Source organism: Mesorhizobium sp. WSM4817 (assembly GCF_055811135.1).
Map to the genome: position 1 here is coordinate 40,560 of NZ_JBVVQQ010000006.1, position 14,738 is coordinate 55,297.

General features: G+C 62.9%; 16 protein-coding genes. 6 read left to right on the forward strand and 10 right to left on the reverse strand.

Going from position 1 to position 14,738, the window contains the following annotated elements:
• Window positions 1-12 precede the first annotated feature (12 nt).
• From fmt to truA, 3 genes are read left to right on the forward strand one after another with little or no spacing between them, the layout of a single operon-like run.
• The gene (gene fmt / locus AC0L2K_RS10610) at window positions 13-948 is read left to right on the forward strand and encodes a methionyl-tRNA formyltransferase (protein ID WP_473531310.1); all 936 of its coding nucleotides are present in this window, start codon (window positions 13-15) and stop codon (window positions 946-948) included.
• Window positions 945-1,454 carry a GNAT family N-acetyltransferase gene (locus tag AC0L2K_RS10615; protein ID WP_023801565.1) on the forward strand — a complete coding sequence of 170 codons (510 nt, stop codon included), beginning with the start codon at window positions 945-947 and terminating at the stop codon, window positions 1,452-1,454. Before fmt ends, AC0L2K_RS10615 begins: the two co-directional genes overlap by 4 nt.
• A gap of 17 nt (window positions 1,455-1,471) precedes the next feature.
• Window positions 1,472-2,233 (forward strand): tRNA pseudouridine(38-40) synthase TruA, encoded by a 762-nt coding sequence (gene truA, locus AC0L2K_RS10620; protein ID WP_128170222.1) that lies wholly within the window; start codon window positions 1,472-1,474, stop codon window positions 2,231-2,233.
• A gap of 276 nt (window positions 2,234-2,509) precedes the next feature.
• Here the strand turns inward: truA and AC0L2K_RS10625 are convergent, their stop codons facing one another.
• The 6 genes from AC0L2K_RS10625 to dapD form a co-directional block, all read right to left on the reverse strand.
• The gene (locus tag AC0L2K_RS10625) at window positions 2,510-3,115 is read right to left on the reverse strand and encodes a hypothetical protein (protein ID WP_023801567.1); all 606 of its coding nucleotides are present in this window, start codon (window positions 3,113-3,115) and stop codon (window positions 2,510-2,512) included.
• 2 nt (window positions 3,116-3,117) lie between these two features.
• The gene (dapE, locus tag AC0L2K_RS10630; RefSeq protein WP_473531311.1) at window positions 3,118-4,317 is read right to left on the reverse strand and encodes a succinyl-diaminopimelate desuccinylase; all 1,200 of its coding nucleotides are present in this window, start codon (window positions 4,315-4,317) and stop codon (window positions 3,118-3,120) included.
• 289 nt (window positions 4,318-4,606) lie between these two features.
• Window positions 4,607-5,614, reverse strand: a complete 1,008-nt coding sequence (locus AC0L2K_RS10635; protein WP_473531312.1) for a diguanylate cyclase domain-containing protein — start codon at window positions 5,612-5,614, stop codon at window positions 4,607-4,609.
• 246 nt (window positions 5,615-5,860) lie between these two features.
• Window positions 5,861-6,583 carry a hypothetical protein gene (locus AC0L2K_RS10640; RefSeq protein ID WP_473507921.1) on the reverse strand — a complete coding sequence of 241 codons (723 nt, stop codon included), beginning with the start codon at window positions 6,581-6,583 and terminating at the stop codon, window positions 5,861-5,863.
• 22 nt (window positions 6,584-6,605) lie between these two features.
• Window positions 6,606-6,977: a DUF805 domain-containing protein gene (locus AC0L2K_RS10645; protein ID WP_027152133.1), complete on the reverse strand. Its 372-nt coding sequence runs from the start codon at window positions 6,975-6,977 to the stop codon at window positions 6,606-6,608.
• Between the two features lie 27 nt (window positions 6,978-7,004).
• Window positions 7,005-7,859, reverse strand: a complete 855-nt coding sequence (gene dapD / locus AC0L2K_RS10650) for a 2,3,4,5-tetrahydropyridine-2,6-dicarboxylate N-succinyltransferase (protein ID WP_473531313.1) — start codon at window positions 7,857-7,859, stop codon at window positions 7,005-7,007.
• A gap of 144 nt (window positions 7,860-8,003) precedes the next feature.
• Between dapD and AC0L2K_RS10655 the strand changes: the two genes are divergently transcribed.
• Window positions 8,004-8,843: an LOG family protein gene (locus tag AC0L2K_RS10655; protein ID WP_023801573.1), complete on the forward strand. Its 840-nt coding sequence runs from the start codon at window positions 8,004-8,006 to the stop codon at window positions 8,841-8,843.
• Between the two features lie 36 nt (window positions 8,844-8,879).
• On the opposite strand, the gene AC0L2K_RS10660 is transcribed toward AC0L2K_RS10655, so the two are convergent.
• Window positions 8,880-9,587 carry a pyrimidine 5'-nucleotidase gene (locus tag AC0L2K_RS10660; RefSeq protein WP_023801574.1) on the reverse strand — a complete coding sequence of 236 codons (708 nt, stop codon included), beginning with the start codon at window positions 9,585-9,587 and terminating at the stop codon, window positions 8,880-8,882.
• Between the two features lie 162 nt (window positions 9,588-9,749).
• Here AC0L2K_RS10660 and AC0L2K_RS10665 point away from each other — a divergent pair, with 162 nt between their 5' ends.
• On the forward strand, window positions 9,750-10,511 hold the full coding sequence (locus tag AC0L2K_RS10665; RefSeq protein WP_023801575.1) for a GGDEF domain-containing protein: 762 nt from the start codon (window positions 9,750-9,752) through the stop codon (window positions 10,509-10,511).
• A 106-nt stretch (window positions 10,512-10,617) separates the two neighbouring features.
• On the opposite strand, the gene phhA is transcribed toward AC0L2K_RS10665, so the two are convergent.
• The gene (gene phhA / locus AC0L2K_RS10670; protein WP_128175770.1) at window positions 10,618-11,454 is read right to left on the reverse strand and encodes a phenylalanine 4-monooxygenase; all 837 of its coding nucleotides are present in this window, start codon (window positions 11,452-11,454) and stop codon (window positions 10,618-10,620) included.
• A gap of 135 nt (window positions 11,455-11,589) precedes the next feature.
• Here phhA and AC0L2K_RS10675 point away from each other — a divergent pair, with 135 nt between their 5' ends.
• Window positions 11,590-12,066 carry an Lrp/AsnC family transcriptional regulator gene (locus AC0L2K_RS10675; protein ID WP_023801577.1) on the forward strand — a complete coding sequence of 159 codons (477 nt, stop codon included), beginning with the start codon at window positions 11,590-11,592 and terminating at the stop codon, window positions 12,064-12,066.
• Between the two features lie 57 nt (window positions 12,067-12,123).
• Here the strand turns inward: AC0L2K_RS10675 and argB are convergent, their stop codons facing one another.
• Together argB and AC0L2K_RS10685 are read right to left on the reverse strand one after the other, a co-directional pair.
• Window positions 12,124-13,017: an acetylglutamate kinase gene (gene argB / locus AC0L2K_RS10680; protein ID WP_128184988.1), complete on the reverse strand. Its 894-nt coding sequence runs from the start codon at window positions 13,015-13,017 to the stop codon at window positions 12,124-12,126.
• Window positions 13,018-13,092: 75 nt separating this feature from the next.
• Window positions 13,093-14,616 (reverse strand): amidase, encoded by a 1,524-nt coding sequence (locus AC0L2K_RS10685; RefSeq protein ID WP_023801579.1) that lies wholly within the window; start codon window positions 14,614-14,616, stop codon window positions 13,093-13,095.
• Between the last annotated feature and the right edge of the window lie 122 nt (window positions 14,617-14,738).

The following is a 14,738-nucleotide window of genomic DNA, read 5'->3' on the forward strand; positions in this document are numbered from 1 at the left end:
ACCCGGAACAAAATGCCCTTGCGCGTCATCTTCATGGGTACGCCCGAATTCTCGGTGCCGACGCTGCGGGCGATCGCGGATGCCGGACATGAGATTGGAGCCGTCTACACTCAGCCGCCGCGCGCCGCCGGTCGCCGGGGGCTGGAACTGACGCCGTCGCCGGTGCAGCGCGAGGCCGAGCGGCTGGGCCTCGAGGTGCGGACGCCGGTGTCGCTGAAGAACGAGACCGAGCAGCAGGCGTTCCGCGCGTTGCGGGCCGATGTCGCCGTCGTCGTCGCCTATGGCTTGCTGTTGCCCAAACCCATTCTCGAGGCGCCGCGGCTCGGCTGCCTCAATGGTCACGCGTCGCTGTTGCCACGCTGGCGCGGCGCCGCCCCTATCCAGCGCGCCATCATGGCCGGCGATACCGAGACAGGCATGATGGTGATGCGGATGGAAGAAGGCCTGGACACCGGCCCGGTGGCGATGGCCGAAAAATGCGCCATCGGCCCCAATATGACGGCCGGCGAACTGCATGATCGGCTGATGCACATTGGCGCCGCGCTGATGGCGGAAGCGCTGGCTCGTCTGGAACGGGATGCCCTGACTTTTGCCGCACAGGCGACGGAGGGGGTGACCTATGCCAAAAAGATCGATAAAGCGGAGACGCGCGTGGACTGGACGCGGCCTGCTGGCGAAGTCCACGATCATATTCGCTGCCTGTCGCCCTTTCCCGGCGCATGGTGCGAGATCGAAATTGGCGGCCGCCTGGAGCGGCTGAAACTGCTTCGCTCGACGCTTTCGCAAGGCGCCGGCGAGCCGGGAGGAATTCTCGACGACCGGCTGACGGTCGCCTGCGGGTCAGGCGCGATCAGGTTGGTCGAAGTTCAACGTGCGGGCGGAAGGCCCATTGCCGCGCAGGAATTTCTGCGCGGGGCCAAGCTCGAAAAAGGAATGAAATTCTCATGAGCATGATGTCGATACGCGCGGCGACGCCGCGGGACCGCGAGGCGATCCGCCTGGTCGAGGAACACGCATTCGGCCAGCAGGCGGAGGCCGGCCTGGTCGACGCGCTGGTCAGCGGCGGCGATGCCGTCGTCGAACTGGTGGCGGAAGAAGATGGACAGGTGGTCGGCCATATCCTGTTTTCGCGGCTTTTCGTGCAGAACGGCGGCAAGAGCTTTCCGGCGGTAGCTCTGGCGCCTCTGGCTGTCGAGCCGTCATTCCATGGCACCGGCATCGGCGGTGCGCTGGTCCGCGAGGCGCATATCCGCCTGAAGGACGCCGGCGAGGTGCTGGCGGTGGTGCTTGGCGATCCCGCATATTATGGCCGCTTCGGCTACAGTCACGCGCGCGCCGAAAAATTCGAAAGCGAGTTCCAGGGCGAAGCGCTGCAGGCGCTGGTCTGGGGCGAAGCGCCTGAGACCGGCAAGCTGGTCTACGCTTCGGCTTTCGGCACCGCGCTCGCCGCCTAACCTCATCCTTCTTAGGAATGCCGCGTTTTCGCCTCGACATCGAATATGACGGCAGCCTCTATGCCGGCTGGCAGCGCCAGGCAGACCAGCCTTCGGTGCAGCAGGCGATCGAACAGGCGATCGAGAAATTCTGCGGCGAACAGGTCTCGCTGCGCGGCGCCGGCCGCACCGATGCCGGCGTCCATGCGACCGGTCAGGTGGCGCATGTCGATCTCGTCAGGGCGTGGCCTGATGACAAGGTGCGCGATGCCGTCAACGCCCACCTGCAAACGGCCAAGGCGCGCGTCGCCATCCTCAAGGCGGCTGTGGTGCCGGATAGCTTCGATGCGCGTTTCTCGGCGATCGGCCGCCACTATCTCTACCGCATCGTCAACCGGCGCGCGCCGGCGGCGCTCGACAAGGGCAAGATCTGGTGGGTGCCGAAGCGGCTCGACGCCGAGGCCATGCACGAAGCGGCAAAGGTGCTGCTGGGGCGGCATGATTTCACCACGTTCCGATCGACCCAGTGCCAGGCCGACAACCCGATCCGGACGCTCGACCGGCTGGATGTCAGTCGGCTGGGTGACATGATCGAAGTGCGAGCCTCGGCGCGCTCGTTCCTGCACAATCAGGTGCGCTCGATGGTCGGCTCGCTGAAGCGCGTCGGCGAAGGCGGCTGGACAATTGCCGACCTGAAAGCGGCGCTCGACGCGCGCGACCGTGCAGCCTGTGGCCAGGTGGCGCCGCCCGACGGACTTTTTCTTATCGGTGTGGACTACCCGCAGGCGGCACACGACTGAGTAAAAATCAGTCCTCGTCGTCTTCAACCAATTGTGGGAGTTGGCGCTGCCCCTCATCGCCCTGCTGGGCACTTCTCCCCGTATAGTGCGGGGAGAAGAGGCTGGCCGCAGCCGCAGCATCCTTCTTGCAACGTCTGTGGTTGGCAAAATCGTTGATGAGAGCTGCCCTCTCCCCGTCACTGTACGGGGAGAGGATGCCGGCAGGCAGGTGAGGGGCGGCGCCAACGTCAGCAAGCGAAACCACACCGGGAATTCGGACAAATTCACTTGGATGCTTCAAGTGCCGGTTCCGCTCGGCGCAACGATGCCGAGCAGCGCCTGCAGCACGAACAGAACGACCAGCGACGCCACGAACATTCCGGCGAAGACAGCGCTGCCGACAGCCGCGCCCCTGCCGATGGCAACGTTTGTCATCCGCCAGGTCAGGATCATCGACAGCGCGAACAAAAGCAGCGACGCCAGTACGGCGAACTCGTTGGTGGACGGCAGGAAAAGCCTGATCAACGCCGCTGGCAGCATCATCCAGGCGATGATCGCCGACGCCCAGTTGCTGGCGACGACATAGTGGACGAAGCGCCCGCCGATGCCGGCGCGCGGCGCGACGAGGGCAAGGCCGACAAGCGGCAACACCCAGACGCCGATGTCGACTGTCGCCAGACGGATCAGCATGCTGAAGCGTCCGGCGAATGCATTCGGATCGCCGATCTCGTTGGCGAGGCCGACCCAACCGACGATCAGCGCCGGTGCCGCGACGACGATGGCGAAGAAGGAATTCCAGAAACCGTCGGCCGAAAGGTCGAACTGGCGCAGCCCATCGGCCTTGCCGAGCATCAGTCGCCAGGCGCCGTTGAGCGAAGCATAGGTTTCATCCGACGAAAGCATGATTACGATGCGCCTTGCTCGAACCAGTCTTCGATGAAGCGCTGATAGATCTGCGTCAGCGTCTCGAGGTCGGCAAGTGCGACGCGCTCATCGACCATGTGCATGGTCTTGCCGACCAGCCCGAACTCGACCACCGGACAATGATCCTTGATGAAGCGTGCGTCGGAGGTGCCGCCGGAGGTGGAAAGCGCCGGCTTCCTGCCGATCACCGCCTTGACCGAACCGCTCAGTGCTTCGATCAGCCGCTCGTCGCGGGTGAGGAAGACGTGGCTCGGCCGGTCGCGCCAGACGAGTTCGTAATCGACCGGTGTCGTCTTGCCGGCCCGGTATTTCGTTCGCTTCGCCGCCTTGTCGAGACGGTTGTGGATTTCCGCCTGGATGGTCTCGGCGGTCCATGTGTCGTTGAAGCGGATGTTGAAGGCGGCGGTCGCCTTTGCCGGAATAACATTGGTGGCCGGATTGCCGACGTCGATCGAGGTTACCTCCAGATTGGTCGGCTGGAAGTCCTTGGTGCCCTTGTCGAAGACTGGGTGCAGCAAGGCTTCGACCAGCGTCATCAGGCCGCGCACCGGATTGTCGGCGAGCTGCGGGTAGGCGGCGTGGCCTTGGCGGCCGTTGACGATGATGCTGCCGGACAAAGAGCCGCGCCGGCCGATCTTGATCATGTCGCCCAGCGCATCGGGATTGGTCGGCTCGCCGACGATCGACGCATCCCATTTCTCGCCCTTGGCGACCGCCCATTCGAGCAGCTTTGTCGTGCCGTTGATGGCCGGCCCTTCTTCGTCGCCGGTGATCAGCAGCGAGACCGAGCCTTTCAGGCCGCCTTTCGACTCGAGATGGCGCGCCACGGCGGCGATGAAACAGGCGATGCCCCCCTTCATGTCGACGGCACCGCGACCGAACATCTCGCCCTTGGCGATCTCGGCAGCGAAAGGCGGATGCGTCCATGAGGTCTCGTCGCCGACCGGCACCACGTCGGTATGCCCGGCGAACATCAGGTGCGGACCGTTGCCGGAGCGCCGCGCATAGAGATTTTCGATATCGGGCGTGCCGTCCTCCGAGAACACCGGGCGCTCGACGGAAAAGCCGAGTGGTTTCAGCATTGTTTCCAGCGTGCTCAGTGCCCCGCCCTCGATAGGTGTCACGGAGGGGCAGCGGATGAGGGCGGCGAGATTTCCAGCGGGATCGGTCGGCAACGTCATGGGCAAAAGCGTTAGTCGAAAGCGCAAGGCCTGTCACGGCCAGACATAAGGGCCAGCCATCCCGCCGACACTATGGTTTTCATGGCGAATTGTCGCAGGCCTGATGCATGTCGCCCAAAAGGCATGGCCCTGGGCTTGACCGGTGCGGGCGCAGCGGTTTTGGGCAAATGCGCATAAAACAAACAAAGGCTTAAAGTGCGTCGCAGGAGTCGCTTCAGACGCGACGCACTTAGCGGGATACGAGATATTGCATGGACTGAGCGACAAAAGGCCCAAATAATCGCTGTGGTCAGTTCGCGGCCCGCACATGCGCCCGGTAACGGCCCTTTCCGGTGCGTTTGGCTTCATAGAGCGCGTGATCGGAGCAGGTGAGAAGAAGTTCCGGCTCGCCGCCGTCGGCAGGCGCGAAGGCACTTCCAATGCTCAACCCGATGGGTATTGCGGTGCCCACGCCAAGGTCGAAGGGTACCGAAATCTTCTCAATGGCGCGCTTTGCCAGCATGGTGGCTTCGATCTCGGATGTGTCGGGCAGCAGGATCACGAATTCGTCACCGCCGATGCGAAAGACCATATCCCCCGGTCGGAAAGCGCGCTTCAATCGTTCGGCCACCTTGCGCAGCAGCATGTCGCCGACCGCGTGGCCGAAGCGGTCATTGACGTGTTTGAAGCCGTCGAGGTCCATGCTGAGAACGGCAAACGGCATGCTGCCGTTTGCTGCCGGCGCCGCAAGCTCGCTGCACATGCCGCGCAGTTTCTCCTGAAGGAAGATGCGGTTGGGCAGGCCGATCAGCGCGTCCTTGATCGCCAGATCGCGATTGTCCAGTTCGGCGCGGATCATGCGGGCGTTGATCGCATGATTTTGAAGCAGCACGATGATGACGCCGGCCACATAGAAAGGCACTTGAAATCCGACGATCGACATTCCGGGCGCCGGAGATAACAGCGCGCCAACCAGGAAAGGCAGGCTTACCGCCAGCATGACGAATATGGCGTAGCGCGGGGTCGCTGCGTTGCGCGACGACACCACGCCGACGACGCCTGCGACGTTCAAGGCAGCCAGCACGGCAAGCGCCATATCCCCGCTGACGACGCAGCCATAGCAGCCGAGGCCGAAAATCACCGACCATGACCCACCGGCGGCCATGAGGCCTGTCAGCGGCCCCGTTCCCCCGCGCTTGCGGGTCCGCTCACATTCCCGCATCAGCAGGAAGCGGACGGCAAACAGAATGAGGTCGGCCGCCATCCAGGCGTAAGGCCACCGGTCGCCGGTGAAGACAGTGGCGCCGACTGCCAGCACCAGGACACTGATGGTGCCGAACAGGACAGCGAATTTGCGCTCGAAAGTGGTGTCGAGAAGCCGCGCGCGGACAGCTTCCGGTTCCGCTCTGATCGGTGAAGAAAACCAGGCGAACAGCCGCGCGCCGGCGCTTCGCCTTCCGCGCGTTTTCGGGTTGGCCAGGGGTTCGTCGTGTGCCAGTCGAGTGCTCCGTGCCGGTCGACACAGTCTTCACAGGCATGCTGGACCAAGGTGATTAAGATTAGCTTAGGTAATTGGACGAGCCGACCGCAATGGACCGTCGATCAGCGTGATCTTTTGCCAGATCTTTCGCGACAGATTGGAGCCCAGGGACTCGATGTCGTTGACGCCATCGACGACCACATCGTCGTTGACCGATTGCGCGAACAGCGCGGCGATCTTGCCGGTGATCGACAGCATTTCGGAGCAATAGTCGAGGTAGCGCGCGAGATCGGCACGGTCGGTTATGCGTGCCGGTGAATGCGATGTCGGCTTGAAATCGGTTGAAAGCGCTGCCGGATCCTTGGTCAGCTGATGCATGTCGATGACATGGATCAGCGATCGCAAGCCATGAAGCTTGCGAAACACCTGCTTGCGCTTGATGCGCTCCTCGGTCCGGATCAAGGCCAGGAAGCCGAGCATCGCGAGGATGATCATGTTGATCAAGGATTCGATGCCTTGCACCGACTGGATGGCGTCGTGGGTTCCCGAGATGCGGCCGAGCGGCAGGATGGTGCCGACGAACAGGAACATCACCGCGCCGGCGGCAATGGTGACGATGACGACGCCGCGCAGCCACCAGATCGGCGCTTCCAGCGCCTTCGCCGCCTTGGCCAGATCACGCGACAGCGACACAAGTTCTATGGCGACGCCACGCAAGCCGGTATCGGGAAACCGCTCGGCGACGCGTTTTTCCAGTCGCTCGGCAGTTTCGATGATCAGTTTCGCATCAAGCGTGCGGTAACGCATGGCCTAGATACCCGCCCGGCGCTCAGGATTCGGCCGGCGCATTGGTGCGTTTGCCGTAGCGGTTGGGTCCGGGATCGCTTTTGAAAAAGGCCAGAATGACAAGGAGAATGGCGCCGACGATGAGAGAGATCAATGCGTAGTAGGTAGGCTTGCCGAAATCATGGAACCGCTTCGCCGTTAGCGCAAAGGTCGACCATGTCGAGACGACCACAGCGATCCACCAGGCGAGCGCCCAGTACTGACTTGCAGCAGTGCCCAACGGCGTTCGCGAGAACTGGTAGAGCAGGAAAAGCTGAGTGAGGAGCGGCAAAAGACCCGCCAAAACATAGGCACTGGGGTTCACTCGCCCGGAAAGGCTGAAGAAAAGCCATAGAAATCGAGGTCTGTCGAGCAAGCGGGTAGGTCCGTTTTTTTGAAAAGATCAATCGCGAAGCAGTTCATTGATCGAGGTTTTGGAACGGGTCCTGGCATCGACCCGCTTGACGATGACGGCGCAGTAGAGGCTCGGACCGGGCTCGCCATTGGGCAAAGGCTTGCCGGGCATCGAGCCGGCGACAACGACGGAATTGGCTGGCACTTCGCCGTAGAAAACCTCGCCGGTGGCACGGTCGACGATCTTGGTCGACTGGCCGATGAAGACGCCCATGCCGAGCACCGAGCCTTCGCGCACGATGCAGCCTTCGACCACTTCGGAGCGTGCGCCGATGAAGCAATTGTCCTCGATGATGGTCGGCCCGGCCTGCATCGGCTCCAGCACGCCGCCGATGCCGACGCCGCCCGACAGATGCACATTCTTGCCGATCTGGGCACAGGAGCCGACCGAGGCCCATGTGTCGACCATGGTGCCGCTGTCGACATAGGCGCCGACATTGACGAAGGACGGCATCAGCACGGCACCTGGCGCGACGTAGGCGGAGCGCCGCACGATCGACGACGGCACGGCGCGGAAACCTGCCTTCTCGAAATCGATGGCACTCCAGCCGTCGAATTTCGACGGCACCTTGTCCCACCACACGGCCTGGCCCGGACCACCCTTGATGATCTCCATCGGGTTGAGCCGGAACGACAGCAGCACCGCTTTCTTCAGCCACTGGTTGACATGCCATTTGCCATCGGCCTGGCGCTCGGCAACGCGGACGACACCCCGGTCGAGCAGGTCGAGCGCCGCCTGGATGGCGTCGCGCGTCGCGCCGCGGGTTGCCGTCGAAATCGTCTCGCGTTCCTCGAAGGCGGTTTCGATGGTCTTTTCGAGGCTCGCCAGATCGGACTTTGACATGAATTCGCTCCATTACCAAGCTGTTAAGGGGCCGCACCTTAACCTGTTTTGAAAGTCGCCGGACCCTATGTGAAGGCTTGGTGAGGGTCAATCGCGGCTGCGTCACCGGGACGGCGCAACTGAATAATTGGACGGGTAGGTAATATGACTCCTATGGAAAAGGCGGGGTGGACGCCGCTGCCGCATTCGGACGAGGATCTGGAGCGGTCGAAAAGCGTGCCGGACACGCCGCAGACGCGTGCCGAGACCTACCGGTTGGCCTGGAACGATCCCGACTTCATGACACGGCGCGAATTGCGCGCGGTCAGGCTGCAACTCGAACTGTTGAAGCCGGAGATGATCCTGGCCGAGCGCGGCATCGGCTCGACCGTCATCCTGTTCGGCGGGGCGCGCATACCCGAGCCGGGCGGTGAAGCCTGGGCGGCCAAGAACGAGACGCAGAAGGAAAACCTCGAGAAAAACAGCAAATATTACGAGGAAGCGCGAAAATTCGCCCGGCTCTGCTCGCAGCAGTCGGCCACCTCCTATTATCGCGAATTCGTCGTGGTGACAGGCGGCGGACCCGGCGTGATGGAAGCTGGCAACCGCGGCGCCGACGATGTCGGCGCCCCGTCGATCGGCCTCAACATCGTGTTGCCGCACGAGCAGGCGCCGAATGCCTATGTGACGCCGGAGCTCTGTTTCAACTTCCACTATTTCGCGGTCCGCAAGATGCATTTCGTCATGCGCGCCAAGGCTGTCGCGGTGTTTCCCGGCGGCTTCGGCACGATGGACGAATTCTTCGAAACGCTGACCCTGATCCAGACCGGCCGCATGGAGCGCGTGCCGGTGATCCTGTTCGGCAAGGCTTTCTGGAAACGGGCGATCGATCTCGATTTCCTCGCCGAGCAAGGCACGATCACCCCTGGCGACCAGGACATCATCGATTTCGTCGACACCGCCGACGAAGCCTGGGGGATCATCAGCCGCTTCTATCAGCTTTAGGCCGCGGGCTTCGATCCGGCTTTACCAAGCAACGGCTCAAGCGGTGATGTCGACGATCGCGGTGAGGAATTCGGCAAGATCGTCGGTGACGAAATCCACATCGTCCTCGTGGCCCGGGTCACGTTCCCAGATTTCCGAGAAGGTCGGCTCGAAGTTGCGCGGCACAACCAGCACCGTGGTCATGCCCAGCGATTTCGGCACGGACAGGTTGCGGGCCAGATCCTCGAACATCACCGCATTGTGGCCGGTGACCGCGTGGAGTTCCGCGAACTTCTCGTAGGTCTGGCGGGCCGGCTTGGGGTTCAGCCCGGCAGCGACGATATCGAAGATGTCGTCGAAATGATCGAGGATGCCGAGTTGGCGCGCGGTGCGTTCGGCATGCCTGCGGTCCCCATTGGTGAAGATGAACTTGCGGCCGGGAAGCTGGCGGATGGCGGTGCCGAGAACGGGATCGGGAACCAGCCAGGAATAGTCGATGTCATGGACCTTCTCGAGAAAGTCGTCGGGATCGATGCCGTGGCGCGCCATCAGACCGTTCAGCGTCGTGCCGTATTCCCGGTAGAGTTCCTTCTGCAGCTTGCGGGCATCGTCGCGTGGCAGCGTCAGCAGTTCTCCGACATAGGCGGTCATCTTTACGTCGATCTGCGAGAACAGGTTCGAATGGTGCGGATAGAGGGTGTTGTCGAGGTCGAACACCCAGTCGGTGACATGGGCAAAGCGGGCGGGGTCCGGGAGCGTGGTCATGCAACCCCTTATGGCACGAAACAATGCTTTTGGCAGAGGCTTTATCCACAACTTATGCGCGTCATGGGTGGCGAAAATGGCCCGATGATTCAAATTTTAGGCATCGCCGAAAGGTGCCATTCAGGGCTTGCTGGCACACAGACGGTCCAGGGGGAACCAGCGATGAGCCGCATATTTCTGAAGTCTGCCGCCGTCGCTTTCGCCTCCCTCGCAGTCTCGCTGTTGTTGACGCTGATCGTCGTTCCGGCAATGGGCTTTCCGATCAACCGCACGATCTGGCTGACGTCCACGGTCTGCCCGCTGGTGCTCGCCTGGATCGCCAGCGCCTACACGTTCTGGCAGGGCGAGAGGTTGAAAGGCGCTCATCGCGACCTCGCCCGCGCTCATGCCCAGCTCGCCGCTGCGCATCGGCGCCTGTCGGAGAAGGCAAGCCGCGACGACATGACCGGCATGCTCAACCGCGAGAGCTTCTTCGCCGCCCTCGAGGCCACCCGGCGTAAATCCGATCGCGGTGCGTTGCTGATCATCGACGCCGATCACTTCAAGCTCATCAACGACAGCTACGGCCATCTGACCGGCGACGATGCGCTGCTCCTGATTGCAAGCGCAATCGAGCGCGGCGTGCGCAGCGGCGACGTGATCGGCCGCATCGGCGGCGAGGAATTCGGTGCGTTTCTGGTCGGCGCCACCGAACAGGAAGCCAAACGCGTCGCTGAACGCATTCGCCGTGAAGTCGAGCTGATCCGCTTCCGTCCCGTCGATGAGCGGGTCATACCCCTCACCGTCAGCATTGGCGGTGTCACCTGCGGCGAGGATGCCGGCGTATCGGATCTGATGCGTGTCGCCGACCGCCGCCTTTACCAGGCCAAGGATCGCGGCCGCAATCTGACCATCCTGGACAGGGACGTTTCCGAAGCGGCCTGAACGGTCCCATCTTCTCGGCTTCCGGCCTGCCGATGGATCGTCATTCCAGCGCGCCACCAATAACGCCCGCGCCGATCGGCTGCGAGCGTCCGCGTCTGGCCAGCGTCTAAAGTTTTGCCGGGTCGAGCGCCGGCTTGCCCTTGTGGCGTCCGATGATCGCTGCCATGTCGGCGACGTTGTGGAAGGCATCGCGCAAAACGTCGAAGGACGGCAGCACGAAATAGGCGCGCTGGAACTTGTCGATCTCATAGCTGGTGCGCATTACCGTTTCCAGATCGAAGGGAACATGATGCGCGTCCTTGCTTTCAACCGCGAATTGAAGTTCGGCAAAGGACGACATCAGCCCGGCGCCGAAAGCCTTCAACGGTTGGCCGGCCTCCTGGATCAGCCCGTACTCGACGGTGTACCAGTAGAGGCGGCTGATCATCTCGTCGCCGCCGAGCGCGATCAGATGCTCGGCCTTCTCGCCATACATCTGCATGAAATCGGCAAAGACCGGCTGGGTCAGCACCGGCACATGGCCGAAGAAGTCGTGGAACATATCCGGCTCGACGATGTAGTCGAGCTCTTGTTTCGTCCGCAGCCAGTTGGTCACCGGGAAGCGCCGGGCGGCCAGGTGGACGAAGAAGGCCGGTGCGGGAATGAGGCCCGGCACGGCGACGATTTCCCAACCGGTAAGCTTGCGCAGCTTCTCGCTGACCACACCGAAATCCGGAATCCTGTCGAGCAGGCCCAGCGTGGCGACGCCGTCGAGATAGGACCGGTGTGCCAGCTTTTTGGTCAGCTTCGTCTGGCGGTCGCACAAAGTACGCCACACTGCCTGCTCGTCAGCTGTGTAGTTGTAGCTCTGCTCAACGGTGAAATCGGCACGGCAGACCGAATAGTCGCCGCGAAGGCCTTGCGCCGCGCATTCGCGGGCGTAATCGGCAACGTTCATCGTCATGGCTGTTCTCCCTGGAAATCACGACTAACATCTTGAAAGTTTAGCCGGATCCGGTGAGGCAAATCCGCTTTGATGATGGCTCGAACAGGCGATTTGAGGTAAAAGCCACCACAGCAGAGCTGCAGGAGAGTGAAAGTGCCTCAGTTTGACGATTTTGAGATCAAGATGCTCGATATCTTGCAGCGCGATGGGCGCAAGCCTGTGTCCGAACTGGCCCAGGAAATCGGGCTTTCGACGACGCCATGCGCGCGCCGCTTCGAGGCTCTTCAGAGCGCCGGCATCATCAAGCGCTTTGCCGCTGTGCTCAGCCGCCGCGCCATCGGCCTGATGGTCGAAGTGTTCATTCAGGTGCGCCTGGTGACCCACAGCGACGGGTCGCCCGAAACCTTCATCGCCGCCGTGCAGCGCATGGACGAGGTGTCGTCGTGCTGGACGATGACTGGCGACTACGATTTCCTCTTGCATGTGATGGTGCCGTCGGTCGACGAGCTCAACGCCTTTGTCATGCACCGGCTGATGCGGCTCGACGGCGTGCGCGATGTCCACACGCAGCTCGTGCTGCAGAACATCAAGGGGCCGGGCCACGTGCCGCTTGGGCACCTCAGGCGATAAGTTCGCCCCGACGCCTGCTCAACCCTGGATTTCTGGCCGACAAGTTGCAGCCTGGGCTTACCGCACGATCAGTGTGCCGGCGCCGTGTTCGGTAAACAGTTCGAGCAGCACCGAATGCGGCGTCTTGCCATTGAGGATGACGACGCCTTCGACGCCGCGCTCGATCGCATCGATGCAGGTCTCGACCTTGGGGATCATGCCGCCCGACACCGTGCCGTCCTTGATCAAGGCCTTTGCCTCGGCGACGGTCAGTTCGTCGATGAGCTTCTTGTTCCTGTCGAGCACGCCGGGTACGTCGGTGAGGAACAGAAGGCGTGTCGCTTGGCAGGCGCCCGCGATGGCGCCGGCGAAGGTGTCGGCATTGATGTTGTAGGTGTGGCCGTCACGGCCCGGCGCCACCGGCGCCAGCACCGGGATCATTTCGGACCGCGCCAGTAGGTCGAGCAGGGTGCGGTCGACCTCGACCGGCTCACCGACGAAGCCGAGATCGAGCACACGCTCGATGTTGGAGTCCGGGTCGATCATGGTCTTGCGCGCCTTTTCGGCGAAAACCATGTTGCCGTCCTTGCCGCACAGGCCGATGGCCCATTCGCCCTCGGCATTGATCAGCGCGACGATCTCCTTGTTGATCGAGCCGGCCAGCACCATCTCGACGATCTCGACCGTCTTCTGGTCGGTGACGCGCAATCCGCCCTCGAACTTCGATTCGATGCCCATCTTGCTCAGCATGGCGCCGATCTGCGGCCCGCCGCCATGCACGACGATCGGGTTGACGCCGGATTGTTTGAGCAGCGCGATGTCGCGGGCAAAGGCCTTGCCGAGCGCGATGTCGCCCATGGCGTGGCCGCCATACTTCACCACGACCGTCTTGTTCTCGTAGCGCTGCATATAGGGCAGCGCCCTCGAAAGCAGCGCGGCCTGCATTTCGGCGGTGGCGGCGAGGTCCGTCATTCGGCTTGGTTCCCAGCTTGGCATGAACGGCGGCGTCTTAGCGGGAATTGGAGCAGGGGGCAAACGGCTTTGCTGTCACGTCAGGTGAAATCGGCCTGCTTTCATCCCGGGCACCTGCAGTGGCGCCCGCCGCGTCAGCCATCCCGAAATCTTTTCCATTTGCGCGGCGAGGGACAACAAGGTCTCCTCGTCGCCGGGGCGGCCGGCGGCCTGGATGCCGAGCGGCAGGCCGGCATCGGTGACATGAACAGGCAGCGCGATCGACGGCTGGCCGCTGACGTTCTGGATTGCCGGCCAGTGGGTGAACCACAGGCTCTTGTCCATCAACTGGCCGAACAGCGGCTTGAATTTCAGCAGGCGGGCAAGCCGCAGCCTGTCGAGCATTTCTTCCAGGAACGCATCTGCGCCTTTTGGATCCATCGCGCCGCAGGCGAGCGGCGGATGCGCGATGACAGGCATCAGCACGGCATCGTACCGCGCGGTCTCGATGATCAGCCGGCGCGACGTGGCATGCAGCCGCTGCAGGCTGGCATAGATCTCGCCGGCCGAAAGAACTTCGCCGAAGGCGCTCATCACCCGCGTGGTGCGTTCGATATCACCCGAAATGGAGCGGCCGACGCGCAAGACCTCGCCGCGCATCGTGCCGGCCACCGCCGCGGCGACGGTTCTGGCGAAATCAGCGATGAAATCGCGATCGATATAGGGCAGGTCGATCTCCTCTATCGTATGGCCGCCTTCGCGCGCCAAAGCTATCGCAGTGTCCAGCGCCGCCAGCGTCTCGGTCGATATCGGCAGGCCGAGCGGCGATTTTCGGTAGACCGCCAGTTTCAGCTTGCCGGGGTCACGCACTGCTGCGGCGGCGAAAGTTCCTTTCGGCGTCGGCGCCGCATACGGCGACAGCGGATCGGGCCCATGCGTCAGGTCGAGCAGCAGGGCCGAATCACGGACCGAGCGGGAAACGGCGTGGTCGATGACCAGGCCGTACCAGCTTTCGCTGACCAGCGGCGTCAGCGGCACGCGGCCGCGCGAGGTTTTCAGCCCGACCAGCCCGGTGCAGGCGGCGGGAACGCGGATCGAGCCGCCGCCGTCCGAAGCATGTGCCACCGGTACGACGCCGGCCGCGACCAGCGCCGCCGCACCTCCAGACGAGCCGCCGCTGGTATGGGCTGTATTCCACGGATTGCGGGTGATGCCGAAAGCGGCGGATTCGGTCATCAGCCTCAGCCCATGTTCGGGCGAGGTGCTGGTGGCGATCGGGACGAGGCCGGCGGCCAGATGGCGTTCGGTCATCACCGAGTCGAAATCGGCAACGAAAGCCGGAATGCGGCTGCCGCCGTGCGTCGGCACGCCTTTCATGGCGATGCCGAGATCCTTCAGCGCGAAGGGCACACCGGCCAGCGGCAGCTTGCGGTCGATGGTTTTCGCCCGCGTCCGCGCCGCCTCGTAAAGCGGCTCGGCGATGGCATTGATATCCGGGCGAGTGGCCTCGGCCCGCGCAATCGCCGCGTCGACGAGCTCCTGCGGCGAGATTTCTCCTTTGCGAACCAAGCCGGCCAGGCCGGTAGCGTCATGTTCCCACAGGGCCCGTTCGACCGACATACTTGCTCCCCCAACTATCGGCAAGCTAGAGCATCGGATGCAAAAGTGGAAACCCGGTTTTGGGAAAATCCGATGCTCAAAAAGGTCGGCTCTTTCTCGTCAATGGAAGCCGACGGCGCTCC

Coding starts and splice junctions, on each gene's coding strand:
- fmt (WP_473531310.1), top strand. CDS start 13: ATGCCCTTGCGCGTCATCTTCATGGGTACGCCCGAATTCTCGGTGCCG.
- AC0L2K_RS10615 (WP_023801565.1), top strand. CDS start 945: ATGAGCATGATGTCGATACGCGCGGCGACGCCGCGGGACCGCGAGGCG.
- truA (WP_128170222.1), top strand. CDS start 1,472: ATGCCGCGTTTTCGCCTCGACATCGAATATGACGGCAGCCTCTATGCC.
- AC0L2K_RS10625 (WP_023801567.1), bottom strand. CDS start 3,115: ATGCTTTCGTCGGATGAAACCTATGCTTCGCTCAACGGCGCCTGGCGA.
- dapE (WP_473531311.1), bottom strand. CDS start 4,317: ATGACGTTGCCGACCGATCCCGCTGGAAATCTCGCCGCCCTCATCCGC.
- AC0L2K_RS10640 (WP_473507921.1), bottom strand. CDS start 6,583: ATGCGTTACCGCACGCTTGATGCGAAACTGATCATCGAAACTGCCGAG.
- dapD (WP_473531313.1), bottom strand. CDS start 7,859: ATGTCAAAGTCCGATCTGGCGAGCCTCGAAAAGACCATCGAAACCGCC.
- AC0L2K_RS10655 (WP_023801573.1), top strand. CDS start 8,004: ATGACTCCTATGGAAAAGGCGGGGTGGACGCCGCTGCCGCATTCGGAC.
- AC0L2K_RS10660 (WP_023801574.1), bottom strand. CDS start 9,587: ATGACCACGCTCCCGGACCCCGCCCGCTTTGCCCATGTCACCGACTGG.
- AC0L2K_RS10665 (WP_023801575.1), top strand. CDS start 9,750: ATGAGCCGCATATTTCTGAAGTCTGCCGCCGTCGCTTTCGCCTCCCTC.
- phhA (WP_128175770.1), bottom strand. CDS start 11,454: ATGACGATGAACGTTGCCGATTACGCCCGCGAATGCGCGGCGCAAGGC.
- argB (WP_128184988.1), bottom strand. CDS start 13,017: ATGACGGACCTCGCCGCCACCGCCGAAATGCAGGCCGCGCTGCTTTCG.
- AC0L2K_RS10685 (WP_023801579.1), bottom strand. CDS start 14,616: ATGTCGGTCGAACGGGCCCTGTGGGAACATGACGCTACCGGCCTGGCC.